Below are 14,904 nucleotides of genomic sequence, written 5' to 3'. Positions count from 1 at the left end.
GAAGGAGAAAGGATGCGCACACTCGTCCACCTGTCTGACCTGCATTTCGGCCGTGTCGACCAGGCCTTGCTGGCGCCGCTGCGCGCCCTGGTCGAACGCGTGGACCCGGACGTGGTGGTGGTGTCGGGCGACCTGACCCAGCGCGCCAAGATGGAAGAGTTCGAGGAGGCGCGCGCCTTCCTCGACACCCTGCCGGGCCCGCAAATCATCGTGCCGGGCAACCACGACATCTCGCTGTACAACGTGTTCCGGCGTTTTGTGAAGCCGCTTTCGCGCTACAAGCGCTACATCACCGACGACCTCGATCCCTTCTACGCCGACGAGGAGATCGCGGTGCTCGGCGTGAACACGGCGCGCTCGCTCACGATCAAGGACGGCCGCGTGAGCCGCAGCCAGATTGCCGCCATGCGCGAGCAGCTGGCCGGCCTGTCGCCGGAGATCACGCGCATCGTCGTCACCCACCATCCCTTCGACCTGCCCGACGGTTTCGAGGAGCGCGACCTGGTGCGGCGCCGTTCGCTGGCCATGCAGGCTTTCTCGGAGTCGGGCGTGGACATCCTGATGGCGGGGCATATGCACGCCAGCCACGCGGGCAGCACGGCGGCGCGCTACCAGATCAGCGAGTATGCGGCGCTGGTGGTGCAGGCCGGGACGGCCACCTCGACGCGCGGACGCGGGGAGGTGAACTCCTTCAATGTGGTGCGGGTGGAGCCCTTGAAGGTCGAGATCGACCGCTATGGCTGGGACGTGGTGCGCGGGGAGTTCGCGCTGGTGGCGACGGAAAAATTCATGCGGACGGGGAATGTGTGGACGCCGCACATCGACGGCCTCATGGCCGCGGGTTTGTAGGGTGGTCGGCTTCGCCGACCGCGCGTTCAAACAGTGGATGAATGAAGGCGCATCGGATCGAAGGGGAGTTGAACGCGCGGACGGCAGAGCCGCCTTTCGTGGCCCGGTCCACCCTACGATCAGATCCAGTATTCGGCCAAACGCCCGATGAACTCGCGCAAGCGGTCCTTCCATGGCCGATCCCGCCACTGCTCCAGCGTCACCTGTTTCGAGCTGCGCAAATCCTCGTTGAACGCCGCTTCCATGTCGCGCCCGAAGGCCGGATCCAGCACCACGACATTGAGCTCGTAGTTGTGGATGAAGCTGCGCCGGTCGATGTTCGCCGAACCGATGGTCGACCAGATGCCGTCGATGACCGCCGTCTTCGCATGCAGCACCGCCACCTGCAGCTGGTAGATCTTCACGCCGCCCGCCAAGAGCTGGTCGTAGAAGGCCTGGCCCGCGTACTTGATGAGGTCGTGGTCCGACACCCCCGGCAGCACCAGCTTGACGTCCACGCCACGCTTCGCCGCGCCCACCAGCGAGTCGACGATCTGCTGGTCCGGCACGAAGTAGGCCGAAGTGATGTGGATCGATTGCTTGGCCTCGTTCATGGCCACCATCATCGATTTGTAGATCTCGGAATCGCGGTCCGGCGACGTCGCCAGCACCCGCAGCACCTTGTCGCCGGCCGGCGCGAGGCGCGGGAAGTAGTCGGCCCGGGGCAATTCGCCGGCGTCCTGGTGCACCCAGTTGTCCACGAAGGCGTACTGGAGGGCGGCGACCGCCGGGCCCTCGATGCGGATATGGGTGTCGCGCCACCCGACCTCGTCCTTGTTGACGCTGGCAGGCTTCTTGCGCGAGCGGAACAGCGAGCTGTTGGCATAGGTCTCGCTGATGTTGATCCCGCCCGTGAAGCCGACCTTGCCGTCGACGACCATGATCTTGCGGTGGTCGCGGTTGTTCAGCTGCCAGTTGCCGGGACGCTGGAGGGGATTGACCGGATTGAAGATCAGGACGTTGATGCCGGCCCCGCGCAGGCGTTCGAAGAATTCCTTGGGCGTGGCAAGGGTTCCGACGCCATCCGCGATGATGTTCACGACCACGCCCTGGCGGCGCTTTTCCATCAGCAGTTCGGCGAACTGCAGGCCGATCGGGTCCTGGTCGAAGATATAGGTTTCGAGGTTGATCGAGGTTCTGGCGTCGCGCGCGGCGGCCATCATCTCGCGCATGGTGGCGGGGCCGTCGAACAGCAGGGTGACCTTGTTGCCCGGGATGAGGGGGGCGCCGGTGGCCTGTTCCTCCAGCACCGCGAGCTGCTTCAGGTCGGGCGTGGCGTTGGCCCAGCGCTTCTTCAGCAGCGCCGCCGCCTGCTTGTTGTCGAGCATGCCGCGCGGCGTCTTCACTGTCGGCGTCGCCTTGGCCGGGTTGTCGGGCAGGGTATTCGCGTCCGGCAGGGTCTTGCACGAGGCGACGACGCAAACGAAGGCGAAGAACGCCAGGAAGGTCCGCAAGCGCTTGCTGTTCATTTCGTGTCCCTCTCGAGGAGTCCGATGGTGACGGGCTGGTCCTTCGGCCCGAGGAAGAAGTCGATCGGCGAGGCGATCAGGCGCCGTCCCATGGCGCGCACCAGCAGGATGCCGCGCTTGAAACGGATCTTGCGGGCGCGCATGGCGACCCACAGCGCCAGCCCGAAGCTGACCAGGAGGTTGACGGCGCCGATCAGCGCCACGCCCGAGGCGGCGTTCACTACCGCCTCCACCGGCAGGCGGTAGTCCAGTCCGACGAGGGCGGTGGCCAGGTTGGCGGTGGAGAAGGTCACGTGGCGGATGTCGAGCGGCAGGCCGAGCAGGTAGCCGACGGTGCCGGTCATGCCCAGCATGATGCCGAAGAAGAAATTACCCATCAGGCCGCCGAGATTGTCCTCGACGTAGTCGGCGAAGCGCCCCAGGCGCTCCTCGCCGAGCAGGCGGCGCAGGCCGCGCAGCTGGCGCACCCGCTGGCCCATGCGGGTGTACAGGGCCTTGTTGTCGTAGTAGCCGGAGATCAGGCCGGCCACGAACAGCCAGATGCCGGCGATCGCGGCGTAGAACAGGGCAGGGCTGTGGATGGGGTCGATGTCGTGCAGCAGGTGGTGGGCCTTGGCCGGGTCGACGATGTGGCTGCCGTTAATGGCCTTGTAGCCGACCGCGATCGCCCAGGCCACGGGGAAGGCCAGCAGCACATTGCCGACCACGGCCACGATCTGGGTGCGGAAGACTTTGTTGACCAGTTCGGCCAGGCTGTCCACGTCCAGGCCCCGTCCATTGTCGGCGCGCTGCAGTGAGGCGGCGATGCGCTGGGCCGTCATGGCCGGCTGCTTGGTCGCGATGGTGAAGTGCAGCACGTGCACGAGGATGAAGCCCAGCGAGTAGTTCATGCTGAACAGGAAAGCCTCGACCAGGGGCGCGGTGCGCAGGTAGCCCAGCATGATCTTGAACATCGCCATGAAGCCGACGATGAAACCGGCGCCGGCGGAGGCGGTGAACATGTGGCGCAGCTCGCGCCGGCTCTCGGCGATGTAGTGCTCGCCGGTGCGGCTGGCGTTCTCGGTGACGTTGCGCGCCAGCAGGTCGACGTTGTCGCGCATGAAGCCGCGCACCTCGTACTTGGTGTTGTGCGCTTCGATCAGCTCCTCGGCCAGGGCGATGGCCGCCAGGCGCTTGTCGCTCGCCACCAGGCCTTCCTGGCGGCTGGCCATCGCTTCCAGGTCGACCGAGGGCGCCGAGGGCAGGGTGCCGCTGACGTCGACCAGGTAGAGCAGCTTGTGCAGGCGGTCGATGCTCTGCTGCAGGGCCACCAGCAGGTAGGTGAGGGCCACGCTGGTGCCGCTCGACATGGCGCCACGGCGGATCTTGAGCACCACCTCCTCGCACTGGTCCAGCATCACGAGCAGGTGGCGCGCGGGCTCGGGCTGCTCAATCTTGCCGTCCAGGTAGCGCGCGTATTCGTCGAGGTAGTCGTTGACCTCGATGTTCTGCATCAGGAAGGGCGAATCGAAGTCCTCGATCTCGCTGTAGCTGTGCACCAGGCGCGGCTCCAGGCCCAGGGCGCAGATGCGGCAGGACAGGGTGCGGATCGCGTCCAGCAGGCCCATCAGCGTCACGTAGCGGGCGCGGTCGGGCGTCGCGTCAAGGGGCGGCGGCGCGTTGGCGATGACGTCGAACAGTTCCATCCAGTCGGGACTGGGCACCGCGCGGATCCATTCGTAGTCGTCTTCGCGGTACAGCACCTGGTTCAGGGCATCGGACAGGTAGAGGTCGTTCAGGGCCGGCGGCAGGAAGCGGTAGGCGATGCGGCGCTTCAGTTCGGTGACGAAGCCATCGTTCGAGAGGATGCCGATGTCGCTGTACAGGCTGGTGTGGCGGCGCTTCTCGAGCAGGGTGGTGATGTAGCGGCGCAGCGCCCATGCCTGCGCGGGATTCCCCTTGAGCAGCTGGGAGAGCGTGCGCACCGCTTGCGCCGGATCGTCCGCTTGTTGCCAGACCCAGCGCGGGCGCGGGCGCAGGCAATCGACCAGGTCGACCAGGAGGTCGATCCGGTCGCTATCGGGATCGATGCGTTCGAGGATGGCGAGCATGGGCAGCGTTTGCTTGGAAAGCCCTAGTGTACGCGAGGCGGGGAGGAAACATGGTTCGCCACCGAACAATGGCCACTGGCTGGCGTCAACACATCCGGGTCACGCATCCGCGCTACACTACGATGTTTCGTGACAAGAAATGGGGATGCGATGTATCTGACTTATTACAACGGCCAATGGACTGAAGGTAATGTGCCGCTCTATGGCGCCATGGACCACAGCCTGTGGCTGGGCTCGTCCGTCTTCGACGGCGCCCGCGCGCTGCGCGGCAAGCTGCCGGACCTGCGCCCGCACCTGGAGCGCGTGATTGCATCAAGCGAAAAGCTGGGCCTGCGCTGCCCCTTGAGCGTGGACGAGATGGAAGCCCTGGTGCGCGCAGGCGTGGCGAAGTTCCCGGCGGACGCCGAACTCTACATCCGCCCGCTGGTCTTCGGCACCGAGGGTTTCCTGATCCCGGTGGCGGAAAGCAGCCAGTTCGCCCTGACCCTGTTCGACGCGCCGCTGCCGCCGTTCGCCGGCTTCTCGGCCTGCCTGTCGACCATGCTGCGCCCGCAGCCGACCATGGCGCCGACCGACGCCAAGGCCTCGGCCCTGTACGCCAACTCGACCCGCGCCATGCGCGAAGCGCAAGCACGCGGTTTCGACCAGGCGATCCTGCTCGATGCGGATGGCAATGTGGCGGAGTTCGCGGCCTCGAACCTGTTCATCGTGGCCGAGGACGGGGCGGTGGTGACGCCCAGGCTGAACGGCACCTTCCTGGCGGGGATTACCCGTGCGCGCGTGATCGCGCTGCTGGCCTCCGAAGGTGTGCACGTGGAAGAGCGCACGGTGGCGCCGGAAGAACTGCGTACCGCGCGCGAGATCTTCAGCACCGGGAACTACGGCAAGGTGACGCCGTGCACGCGTTATGAAGACCGTACGCTGGAAGCCGGACCGGTGGCGCGCCGTGCGCGTGAGTTGTACCTGGCCTTTACCGAAGCCAGCTGAACGTAAGGTGGTCGGCTTCGCCGACCGCGCGTTCAAACCGACTTTGCACAGCGTTTCGCCTGATCGTAGGGGAGTCGAACGCGCGGTCGGCAGAGCCGACCACCCTACGAAAGCTCCTGCTGCAGGCGCTGCAGCAGAATCACCGTTTTCGCATCGACAATCCGCCCGTCTTCGACCATCCTGAAGGCCTCGTCGACATCGATCTCCAGCACCTCGATATCCTCGCCTTCCTCCTCCTTCCCGCCGCCTTCGCCCTGCTTGTCGCCCCGCTCGTACTCGCCAAGGTAGCAATGCACGATCTCGGTCAGCGACGAAGGATTCGGCATGAACGCCAGCACCTTGCGCACCTCCTTCGCGCGATAGCCCGTCTCTTCGCACAGCTCCGCACGCACGCGCTGGTCCGGGCTCGCATCGTCGAGCATCCCCGCCGGCACCTCGATCACGAAGGCGTCAATGCCGGCGAGGCGCGCTCCGATGCGGAACTGGCGCGTCAGCAGCACGGTGCGGCGGGTGGGGTCGTGGAGCAGCACGGCGGCGCCGCCGGCGTTGGCGTAGACCTCGCGCTGCTGGCGCTGCCAGCTGCCGTCGCGCCGACGCTGTTCGTAGCTGACTTTCTTGAGCGGCGCATAGTCGTCGGACAGGATTTCTTCGCCGACGATGCGGATCGGATCGTTCTTTTCCATGGAGCCGACTATAGCGAAGATGCCCGCGCATCAGCGCGCGATGTGCGCGACGAAAAAAAACCGCCCGGCAAAGGCCGGGCGGTTTCGCGGACAGCGCAGAGGGAATCAGCCTTGGGCGCGTTCCGCCACGTAGATCTCGACGCGGCGGTTGCGGGCGCGGCTGTTCGCGTCGGCGTTCGAGGCGATCGGCTCGCGCGAGCCGCGGCCTTCGATGGTGATGCGGTTCGGGTTGACGCCGCGGCCCGCCAGGTAGTCGCGGGTGCGCGAGGCGCGGTCGACCGACAGCGGCTGGTTGATCTCGTCGGTGCCCGTGTTGTCGGTGTGGCCGATGATGGTCACGGTGGTGGCCGGGTTTTCATTGAGCGTCTGGGCGAAGCGGTTCAGCACGGGCTGGAAGTTGCCCTTGATGTCAGAGCGGCCGGTGTCGAACGAGATGTCGCTCGGGATCTCCAGCTTCAGGCGGTTGTCGGCGGTCTGGCTGACCTGCACGCCGGTGCCCTGGGTGGCCTGTTCCATGGCCTGGCGTTGCGCTTCCATGCGCTTGGACCAGATGTTGCCGGCCACGGCGCCGAGGGCGCCGCCGATCACGGCGCCGCGGGTGGCGCGGCCGCTGCCGCCGCCGCTGGTGGTGGCGCCGATGACGCCGCCCAGGGCGGCGCCGATGCCCGCGCCTTGCGCGGTGCCGCGCTGGGTCGCGCTCATGTCGGCGCAGCCGGTTGCGGTGAAGGCGACGAGGGCCATGGCGGCCGCGGTCTTGGTCAGTTTCTTATGCATGGTGTTCTCCTTGAATCGAAAAATCCGTTTCGGAATCGCACCCCGTCGATGTGGGCGCGACTGCGAAACGGATCGGGATGGTACTGCGTACTGCAAGGGCTTACAAGGCTATATGCCGCGTCCGCTGATCAGGCGCACCAGGATCATGATCACGGCAACGACCAGCAGGATGTGGATGAAGCCACCGATGGTGTACGAGGTCACCAGGCCGAGCAGCCACAGGACGATCAGGATGACAGCGATTGTATACAACATGTTTCACCTCACTGGAAGCACGCATCGTTTGCGTCGTGATTCCAGTATGCCCATCCGTGGCGCCGGTCTCTGTACGATGGCGTACGTATCCCGGGTTTCAGGCCTTGGCGCCGTCCTTCTTGATGCCCGGGATCCAGCCCATGAAGCCGAGCAGGCCGGTCACGCCGATCAGGCAGGTGAGCAGGCCGCCCGCCACCAGGAAGACGACGTCCTGCGGCTGCAGGCCCGTCGCCGACGCTTCTCCCGGCGGATGGGCCGACAACAGGCCGAAAGCCGCCACGACCACACCCCAGACGATGATGCCGATCCATGCCATGCTGTTCATGATGCGTTCCCCCTTGAATGGTTTTTATCCGAATCGCACACGCCTCGCAGCGTGAGTCCATTGTCGGGTTAGCTCATCCATTGTTCCGTGCGCTGCCGCACATTGCTATTAAGAAAAATATTCAGAAGAAATAAAAGCCGGGATCCTTGCGGCATCCCGGCTTTCGACCACGTTGATGTGGAATCAGGCGACCGAGCGCAGCTTTCCTTTGACGATGCGCACGCGGTCGCCGCTGCGCCATGCGGGCGGGCTGCTCTGGCGGAAGGTGCGCAGGGTGCCGTCGTCGAGGCGCACGCGGATCTCGTAGCTGGTGGTGGCCTTCATATTGCCCTCGACCTGGTTGCCGACCACGGCGCCGCCGATGGCGCCGGCCGCGGTGGCGATGGTGCGGCCGCTGCCGTCGCCGATCTGGTTGCCCAGCAGGCCGCCGATCACGGCGCCGCCGGCGGCGCCCAGGCCGCTACCTTGCGCGCGCTGCTTGATCTCGCGCACCGATTCGACGTTGCCGCAGTTCGAGCACCAGTTGCGGCCGGTGTCGGCGGCGGCCACCTGCACGTCTTTCTTGACTGCCTTGGGCGCCGGTTCTTCACGCACGGGCGCCGCGGCGGCCGTGGCCGCCGCAGCCGGGTAGGCCGGGGCATAGGCCTGCGCCGGCACGGCCGGGGCCTGGGCATTGGCCGGCTCGGCGTAGCCCGGCGCCAGTTGCTGGCCAGGGACCGGAGCGACCACGCCCGGCGCCGGCTGCACGCCGCCCTGCGGCAGGGTGGCGGCCAGGGCAAGGCGGTCGGCTTCGCTCAGCTGCCGCTCGGCGGTGCCGCCGGTCGAGGTCGGGATCCAGCCGAGGATGGCGGCCGTGCCCACCAGGCAGAACAGGACGACCGCGAGCGCCGCAAGGATCATCAGGGGATGCAGGCGCGCCCGGGTGGGGGAAGTAGAGGGGGTATTCATGGTACATCCTTTCGTTCGTTTCTGTCGGCTCCGCGGCTTGGTTTTACAGCGCCGTCCGGACTGCCTGACACATGCGAGGATTGTCCTCAGGAACAACAAGCCGTTCCGTGCGTCACCGTACATACCAGCCCGCAGCGGGACGGTTACGCTGACCGAAATTGTTTGCAAATGTATCCGGCGCGGCCACAAGCCCGCCCGACGGCGCCCTTGCTCGTATGCCACAGTCCCACCGCGAGAAACCGATGAACTTTGCCGCATCGCCGCCGATCGCCGAACACAACAGCAACCTGCTGCTGGCCGCACTGCCGCCGCAAGACCTGGCCCAGGTATTGGCGCTGCTCGACCCTGTGAAGGTTGAAGCCGGCGACGTCCTGTGCGAGGCAGGCGACCCTCTGCGCACCATCTATTTTCCCCACGACTGCCTGATTTCGCTGATGGGCGTGGCCGAAGGGCGCATGACGCTCGAGGTCGGCCTGGTCGGCCGTGAAGGCATGGTGGGCGCTACCGTGGCGCTGGGCCATGACACCGCGCAGGTACGCGCCATCGTCCAGCGCGCCGGCAGCGCCAGCCGCATGGACAGCGAGCGCTTCCGCGACGAGGTGGCGCGCAACCCGGCGCTCCAGCGCGTGCTGTACCGCTACACCGATACCCTGCTGGCGCAGGCGATCCAGATCGCCGTGTGCAGCCGCTTCCACGTGCTGGAGGCGCGCCTGGCGCGCTCGCTGCTGGTCACGCGGGACCGCCTGCAGTCGGACAAGTTTCACCTCACCCACGAGTTCCTGGCCCATGCGCTCGGTGTACGCCGGGTCGGCGTGACCAAGGCCGCCAGCGCCCTCCAGCAGCAGGGCCTGATCAACTACAGCCGCGGGAATATCGAGATCCTGGATCCGGACGGCCTGGCGGCTGCCTCATGCACGTGCTACGAGATCGTGCGCGAGGCGGGAGCGATGCCGCTGCACGGCGCGCGCGCGTGATCCGGAACCTGTCGCGACTTCAGGAGGCCGCGCGCCAGAAGAAGATGTCGTCCACCCGCTTGCCGAAGACATCCGCGATTTTCATCGCCGGTAAATGAACAGGGCCCGGCAGTGCCGGGCCCTTTGGTCTTGCGGGCGCCTGGCGCGCCCGGACCGGATTTAGTTGGTCTTGTTGACCTGGTTGCCGATGACGCCGCCGACAGCCGCGCCACCCACGGTGCCGGCAGCGCTGCCGCCGGTCAGTGCGCCGCCGATGACGGCGCCCGCACCCGCGCCGATCGCGGTGTTCTTGTCCTGCTGCGACATGCCCGAGCAGCCGGCCAGGCCCAGGGCGGCGGTTGCGATGGTTGCGGTCACGACCAGTTGTTTGATGGTTTTCATGTTGATCTCCTTTTACGGTGGGTTATTTCAGGCGCAGGTCGTTTCGTACCGACCTGACGCCCTTAACGGTCCGGGCAACCGATGCCGCGGCCGCCACGCTATCCGCCGAGCCGACGTATCCGCTCAGCTGTACTACGCCCTGCCTGGTCTCGACACCGAGCTCGGACACCTTCAGCGACTGGTCGCCATCGATGGCGGCCCTGACACCGGCGGTGATGGTGGCGTCGTCGACGACTTCGGCCACCGGCCCGGCCCGCCCCGACAAGGCGCATCCTCCCAGCTGGCCGCCCAGCAAAACGACCAACAGGGCGGTGGTGAATCGGAGATGCTTCATGTCGTGCCGCGGTTTGTCGAATCCATGTGCTCAGGATATTGCGCGCTCAAAGACTGATCTGTTCGACAACTCACAGTGCCGCAGATTTTCGTCGCCATCAGCCGCGTTTCGCCTTGCCCGGCGGCGGCGCCTTCGGCTTTTCGCGCGATTCGGCGAGCAGGCGGCCGCAATCGCTGTCCTTGCCCGGGCCCGTGTTCACCAGCGGGATCAGGGCGGCCACCGGGGCCGCGGCGGCGAGGGCGAGGGCGCCGCCGGCCTTCATGGCCAGCACGCCCTTGTCCACCGACACGTCCGGCTTGCTGAAGGAACCGCGCACGTAGAGCGGCGAGCGCAGTGTGAACAGGCGCAGGGCCTTGGTCTTCGGATCGATGCGCAGGTCCATCTGTTCGCCCGCCAGGTTGATCGCGCCGGCCACCTCGATCAGGGCCTCTTCGGTATCGACCACGAAATAGCGGGTGCGCGCGATGCCGTTGGTGACTTCGAAATCGGTGGCCATGCAATTGAGCTTCACCTGCTTGTCGCCGAACAGCTTGGTGACGATGATGTTGCCGACGTTCAGGCCCATCAGTTCCAGCAGATACTTGCTCACCTGGCCCTGGTTGATCAGGGTCTTCAGTTCGCCGTTCGACCCCGCCAGCAGGCTGGCCACCGAGTTGCCTTGCGCGGTCAGGTTGGCGTCGCCATTGATGCTGCCCACCGTCGCCTGCAGCTCCTCGATCTTCGGGAACAGCTTCTTGATCTCGATTCCGCGCGCGGCGACCTTGGCCTGGGCCTTGATCGCCTTCGGCCCTTCGCGGCCGCGGCCGTCGAGGCGGATATTGGAGCGCACCGTGCCGCCCGCCATGGCGAACTCGAGCGGCTGCAGGTTCAGCACCGCGTTCTCCATGGTGAGATGGGTCGACAGCTTGCTGACCGGGAAGGCGGTATCGCGGATGATGCGGTCCGCCGAGAAGCGCACGTCGGCGTCCAGCTTGTTCCAGCGCTCGGTCTTGAATTCCTCGACCGGCAGCACCTTGCCGGCAGGCTGCACCACGTCGGCATTGCGCTCCTTCTTGGCGGCATTCGAGTCGGCGCCGATCAGCGGGGCCAGGTCGGCGAACACCAGCTGCTGCGAGCGCACATTGCCCGACAGCTTGGGCCGCGGTTCGCCGGTGACGTACTCCAGGCGCCCGGCGATGTCCGAGGAACCGACCTTGCCCTTGAAGCCGTCATACACCCAGCGGCTCTTGTCTTCACCCAGTGTGCCGGTCAGGCGGCCCGAGGTCGAGAAGGGGCTGGTGGTCGGCAGCACCACGCCGGTGAAGTAGTAGAGCTGGTCCATGCTTGGCCCGGCCAGCGTGAGTTGCAGGTCGATCGCGGCCAGCTTCGAAGGACGGGTGACCGTGCCCTCCACGGCGATCCGGGTTTTGCCGGAACGCATATCGGCCTGGACCGGGTAGGGCGTCGACTGCTGCTTGAGCGAGAGCACGGCTCCCGCCTTGCCGCCGCCTTCCACTTTGGCGCCGTTATAAGTCCCGTCCAGGGTCCAGGCGACGCCGTAGCGCGGGTCCCTGTCGAGGGTGCGCACCCGCGCCGTCACGTCCGCTTTGGTCACGGCATCCTTGATGTGGATGACGCCGTCGGTCAGCACCACGCGCTCGAGGTCGAGGGTCCAGCGCGACTTCTCCTCGTTGCGCTTGAAGGTCCAGTTGTTGTGGGTGGCATCAAGGCGCAGCAGGTCCACGCGCGGGCCGTCGAAGCGCAGCAGCGGGATGTGGATGGTGCGCGAGAGCAGGGCGAAGGGATTGAGCGAGAAGGAGAACTGGCGCGCGCTGCCCGCGTCCTGGACCGGCATGCCGGCAGGGTTGCCCACGTGGGTGTCATTGGCGATCAGGTGGGGCCAGGGAATGTGGTCGCGCCAGGTCCGTTCGGCGGGCGCCATGGTTTCGGCAGGGCGCTGCCACTCGACTTCCAGGTTGCCGCGGATCGCGAAGGGGCGGTCGATGGCGTCGCTCACCTTGGCATTGATCCAGGGGCGGGCGCGGTTCCAGTCGAAGGTGAGGATGAAGACGATCACGATGACGGGAATGGCGATCACGATGCCGAGGATGCTCAGCAGTACTTTCTTGCTCTTGCGATTGCGGCGCGCGGGATGCCGGCCTTGCGCCGCCGGCGTGTGGGTGTCGGCCATGGCGGTCTTCCATTGTTGTCATAGTGGGGTAGTCGAATCCAGCTTAGCGCAAAGCCTGTTGCATCCAATGTGCGCTGCCTAACCCCCGATTGTTGAGCAGGGCGGCATGGCCCTTCAATGTGCGGCAGCGAACCGATAGCGGGGGGATAACAGGTTTATAACGTTACTCAGGACATTTCTTCAATAACAGTCGAGACGAGACTGTTCAACCGGAGGATCCAGAATGGACCAACAACAACAAGCCATGGGCCGCCTCGCCGCCGGCGCCTTCGCTGCCGCCGTGCTGCTGCTGGCCGGCTGCGCCAGCCCGCAGAAAGCCCCCGCCACCGCCGACGTGGCCGTGTCCCGCAATGCCGTCGAGAATGCCGTCTCGGCCGGCGCCGCCGAGCTGGCGCCGGAAGAGATCAATGCCGCGCGCGACAAGATGATGCGCGCCAACCAGGCCCTCGCTGCGCGCGACTACAAGCTGGCGCGCGAACTGGCGATCCAGGCCCAGGCCGATGCCAAGCTGGCCCAGAGCAAGGCCAGGTCGGCCAAGGCGACCGCCGCCTCGAACCAGCTGGACGAAGACCTGCGCGTGCTGCGCCAGGAGGTCGAGCGCGCCAACGCCGCGCAGCCGGCTGCGACCACGACGACCACGACCACGACCCAGCAGTAAGGCAAACGGATTCGCCTCCAACCAAGACCAAGAAAAGGACAAGGACATGAAAACCCGTTCCATGATGTCGCTGCTGGCCGCCGCCGTGCTGGCCACAGCTTGCGCCACCGCTCCCGTGACCACCCCGACCCTGGACCAGGCGCGCGCCGATTTCGTTGCTGCCAATAACAATCCGCAAGTCTCGCAGTACGCGCCCCTGGAATTCAAGCAGGCCAGCGACGCGCTCGACCAGGCCAATGCCGCGGCCGCCCGCCGCGAAAGCCTGAACGACATCGACCGCCTGGCCTATGTCGCCAAGCAGCGCATCGCCACCGCGATGGAAGTGGCGAAAGCCAAGGCGGCCGAAGCGGACATCGCGAATGCCTCGCGCGAACGCGACCAGGTACGCCTGGAAGCCCGTACCGCCGAAGCGGACCGCGCCAAGCGCGAAGCCGAGGCCGCCCAGGCCGCTGCCGCGCAAGCCCAGGCCCAGGCCCAGGCCGCCCAGCAGCAGGCTGCTGCAACCCAGGAACAGAACGCCGCCCTGGCCCAGCGCGCGGCCGTGCTGGAGGCCCTGCTGGTCGAGCTGCAGGCGGTCAAGACCGAACGCGGCTATGTGGTGACCATCGGCGACGTGTTGTTTGCCACCGACAAGGCCAGCCTGACGCCGAACGGAATGTCGACCCTGCGCAAGCTCGCCGACGTGATGGCGCAGAACCCGAACCGCACTGTGCTGGTCGAAGGGTTTACGGACAGCACCGGCAGCTCCTCGTACAACCAGGAACTGTCGCAGCGCCGTGCCGAAGCCGTGGCCTCGGCACTGAGCTCGCTGGGCGTGCCGCGTGACCGCATCGCCATGAAGGCCTATGGCGAAGCCTTCCCGGTGGCATCGAACGACACCGCGTCCAACCGCCAGCTCAACCGCCGGGTGGAGATCGTGCTGTCGAACGAAGGCGCGCAGATCCCACCGCGCACCGCAGGACGCTGAGCGGCTGGCCGGGGCGCTCATCAAGGCGCCCCGTAAGCGCTTTTCTAGCTTTAGGAAACATCATGGAACAGACGAACAAGCTGGCGCATGGTTTCGATATCGCGGCGATCCGTCGCGCGGCCGCCAACCTCGACGACGGCGCCGTCACCGAGGGCTACCAGGCCGACCGCGACGCCGTCATCGCCATGCTCAACGACGCACTGGCCACCGAGCTCCTGTGCGTGCTGCGCTACAAGCGCCACTACTACACCGTGAGCGGGCCGAACACCGGCCATATCAAGGCCGAGTTCCTCGAACATGCCCAGCAGGAACAAGACCACGCCGACCGCATCGCCGAGCGCATCGTCCAGCTGAACGGTTCGCCGAACTTCAACCCCGCCACGCTGACCGCGCGCAGCCACGCGGAGTACGACGATTCCGACGACGTGCAGGCGATGATCCGCGCCGACCTGATCGCCGAGCGCGTGGCAATCGAATCGTATCGCCAGATGATCGCGGCGATCGGCGACAAGGATCCGACCACCCGCGCGCTGCTGGTCGACATCATGGCGGTCGAGGAAGAACACGCCGACGACATGCGCGACCTGCTGGCTTGACACCGGCGGACATTTTTAACAACACCAACTAACGGAGTACACCATGCTTGACACTACCCGCAGCAACCTGAAAGCCAAGGCCCATTCCTACGAGTACGACGCCCACGCGGCCGAAGCCCAGTCCGACCTGAAAGCGCTGGTGCGCGATGCGCAGTCGATGCTCAGCGCGGCCACCGGACTGACGGGCGAGAAGGCCGAGGAACTGCGCAGCCGCGGCATGGAACTGCTGGACCGTGCCCTGGGCAAGGCCAACCGCTATCAGGATCAAGCCATGGAGCGCGGCCGGGAACTGGCGCACGACGCCGATGTCTATGTTCGTGACAACCCCTACCGTACCCTGGCGATCGCCGCCGGCATCGGCATCGCCCTCGGCGTCCTGCTGAGCCGCGGCAAGCAGCAATAAGC

The 14,904-nt window shown here is 66.3% G+C and carries 17 protein-coding genes; 7 read left to right on the top strand and 10 right to left on the bottom strand.

Going from position 1 to position 14,904, the window contains the following annotated elements:
- Positions 1–12 precede the first annotated feature (12 nt).
- The gene (locus NX780_RS20705) at positions 13–849 is read left to right on the top strand and encodes a metallophosphoesterase family protein (protein ID WP_258829774.1); all 837 of its coding nucleotides are present in this window, start codon (positions 13–15) and stop codon (positions 847–849) included.
- A 119-nt stretch (positions 850–968) separates the two neighbouring features.
- Here the strand turns inward: NX780_RS20705 and cls are convergent, their stop codons facing one another.
- Together cls and NX780_RS20695 are read right to left on the bottom strand one after the other, a co-directional pair.
- Complete coding sequence (gene cls, locus NX780_RS20700; protein WP_258829773.1) at positions 969–2,357, bottom strand: cardiolipin synthase; 1,389 nt, start codon at positions 2,355–2,357, stop codon at positions 969–971.
- Positions 2,354–4,447 (bottom strand): site-specific recombinase, encoded by a 2,094-nt coding sequence (locus tag NX780_RS20695; RefSeq protein ID WP_258829772.1) that lies wholly within the window; start codon positions 4,445–4,447, stop codon positions 2,354–2,356. Before NX780_RS20695 ends, cls begins: the two co-directional genes overlap by 4 nt.
- 150 nt (positions 4,448–4,597) lie before the next feature.
- Between NX780_RS20695 and NX780_RS20690 the strand changes: the two genes are divergently transcribed.
- Positions 4,598–5,434, top strand: coding sequence for a branched-chain amino acid aminotransferase (locus NX780_RS20690; protein ID WP_258829771.1), 837 nt, complete (start codon positions 4,598–4,600; stop codon positions 5,432–5,434).
- Between the two features lie 104 nt (positions 5,435–5,538).
- Here the strand turns inward: NX780_RS20690 and NX780_RS20685 are convergent, their stop codons facing one another.
- From NX780_RS20685 to NX780_RS20665, 5 genes are all read right to left on the bottom strand, one after another.
- Positions 5,539–6,117 carry an NUDIX domain-containing protein gene (locus NX780_RS20685; RefSeq protein ID WP_258829770.1) on the bottom strand — a complete coding sequence of 193 codons (579 nt, stop codon included), beginning with the start codon at positions 6,115–6,117 and terminating at the stop codon, positions 5,539–5,541.
- Between the two features lie 105 nt (positions 6,118–6,222).
- Positions 6,223–6,891: a YiaD family glycine zipper/OmpA-like lipoprotein gene (locus tag NX780_RS20680; RefSeq protein WP_258829769.1), complete on the bottom strand. Its 669-nt coding sequence runs from the start codon at positions 6,889–6,891 to the stop codon at positions 6,223–6,225.
- A 108-nt stretch (positions 6,892–6,999) separates the two neighbouring features.
- Positions 7,000–7,146, bottom strand: a complete 147-nt coding sequence (locus NX780_RS20675) for a lmo0937 family membrane protein (protein ID WP_020652694.1) — start codon at positions 7,144–7,146, stop codon at positions 7,000–7,002.
- Positions 7,147–7,243: 97 nt separating this feature from the next.
- Positions 7,244–7,471, bottom strand: a complete 228-nt coding sequence (locus tag NX780_RS20670; protein ID WP_258829768.1) for a hypothetical protein — start codon at positions 7,469–7,471, stop codon at positions 7,244–7,246.
- A gap of 183 nt (positions 7,472–7,654) precedes the next feature.
- Entirely contained in the window at positions 7,655–8,419 is a 765-nt protein-coding gene (locus tag NX780_RS20665) for a glycine zipper 2TM domain-containing protein (RefSeq protein ID WP_258829767.1), read from the bottom strand.
- A 242-nt stretch (positions 8,420–8,661) separates the two neighbouring features.
- Between NX780_RS20665 and NX780_RS20660 the strand changes: the two genes are divergently transcribed.
- Positions 8,662–9,393: a Crp/Fnr family transcriptional regulator gene (locus NX780_RS20660; RefSeq protein ID WP_258829766.1), complete on the top strand. Its 732-nt coding sequence runs from the start codon at positions 8,662–8,664 to the stop codon at positions 9,391–9,393.
- Between the two features lie 159 nt (positions 9,394–9,552).
- On the opposite strand, the gene NX780_RS20655 is transcribed toward NX780_RS20660, so the two are convergent.
- The 3 genes from NX780_RS20655 to NX780_RS20645 all read right to left on the bottom strand — a co-directional run bounded on the left by NX780_RS20655 (position 9,553) and on the right by NX780_RS20645 (position 12,278).
- The gene (locus NX780_RS20655; protein WP_258829765.1) at positions 9,553–9,774 is read right to left on the bottom strand and encodes a YMGG-like glycine zipper-containing protein; all 222 of its coding nucleotides are present in this window, start codon (positions 9,772–9,774) and stop codon (positions 9,553–9,555) included.
- Positions 9,775–9,796: 22 nt separating this feature from the next.
- Complete coding sequence (locus NX780_RS20650) at positions 9,797–10,108, bottom strand: BON domain-containing protein (protein ID WP_258829764.1); 312 nt, start codon at positions 10,106–10,108, stop codon at positions 9,797–9,799.
- A gap of 97 nt (positions 10,109–10,205) precedes the next feature.
- Positions 10,206–12,278 carry an AsmA family protein gene (locus NX780_RS20645; RefSeq protein ID WP_258829763.1) on the bottom strand — a complete coding sequence of 691 codons (2,073 nt, stop codon included), beginning with the start codon at positions 12,276–12,278 and terminating at the stop codon, positions 10,206–10,208.
- 223 nt (positions 12,279–12,501) lie between these two features.
- Here NX780_RS20645 and NX780_RS20640 point away from each other — a divergent pair, with 223 nt between their 5' ends.
- The 4 genes from NX780_RS20640 to NX780_RS20625 all read left to right on the top strand — a co-directional run bounded on the left by NX780_RS20640 (position 12,502) and on the right by NX780_RS20625 (position 14,902).
- A complete protein-coding gene (locus NX780_RS20640; RefSeq protein ID WP_258829762.1) occupies positions 12,502–12,936 on the top strand; it encodes a DUF4398 domain-containing protein in 435 nt (144 codons plus the stop codon).
- A gap of 46 nt (positions 12,937–12,982) precedes the next feature.
- The gene (locus NX780_RS20635) at positions 12,983–13,903 is read left to right on the top strand and encodes an OmpA family protein (protein WP_258829761.1); all 921 of its coding nucleotides are present in this window, start codon (positions 12,983–12,985) and stop codon (positions 13,901–13,903) included.
- A 62-nt stretch (positions 13,904–13,965) separates the two neighbouring features.
- Positions 13,966–14,499 carry a ferritin-like domain-containing protein gene (locus NX780_RS20630; protein ID WP_258829760.1) on the top strand — a complete coding sequence of 178 codons (534 nt, stop codon included), beginning with the start codon at positions 13,966–13,968 and terminating at the stop codon, positions 14,497–14,499.
- A 43-nt stretch (positions 14,500–14,542) separates the two neighbouring features.
- Positions 14,543–14,902 (top strand): ElaB/YgaM/YqjD family protein, encoded by a 360-nt coding sequence (locus NX780_RS20625; RefSeq protein WP_258829759.1) that lies wholly within the window; start codon positions 14,543–14,545, stop codon positions 14,900–14,902.
- The last annotated feature ends 2 nt before the right edge of the window (positions 14,903–14,904 follow it).

This window comes from Massilia agri (genome assembly GCF_024753255.1).
GTDB classification, from domain to species: Bacteria; Pseudomonadota; Gammaproteobacteria; order Burkholderiales; family Burkholderiaceae_D; genus Telluria; species Telluria agri.
The sequence above is the reverse complement of the archived record's forward strand: the minus strand, read 5'-3'. Positions and strand labels throughout refer to the sequence as shown.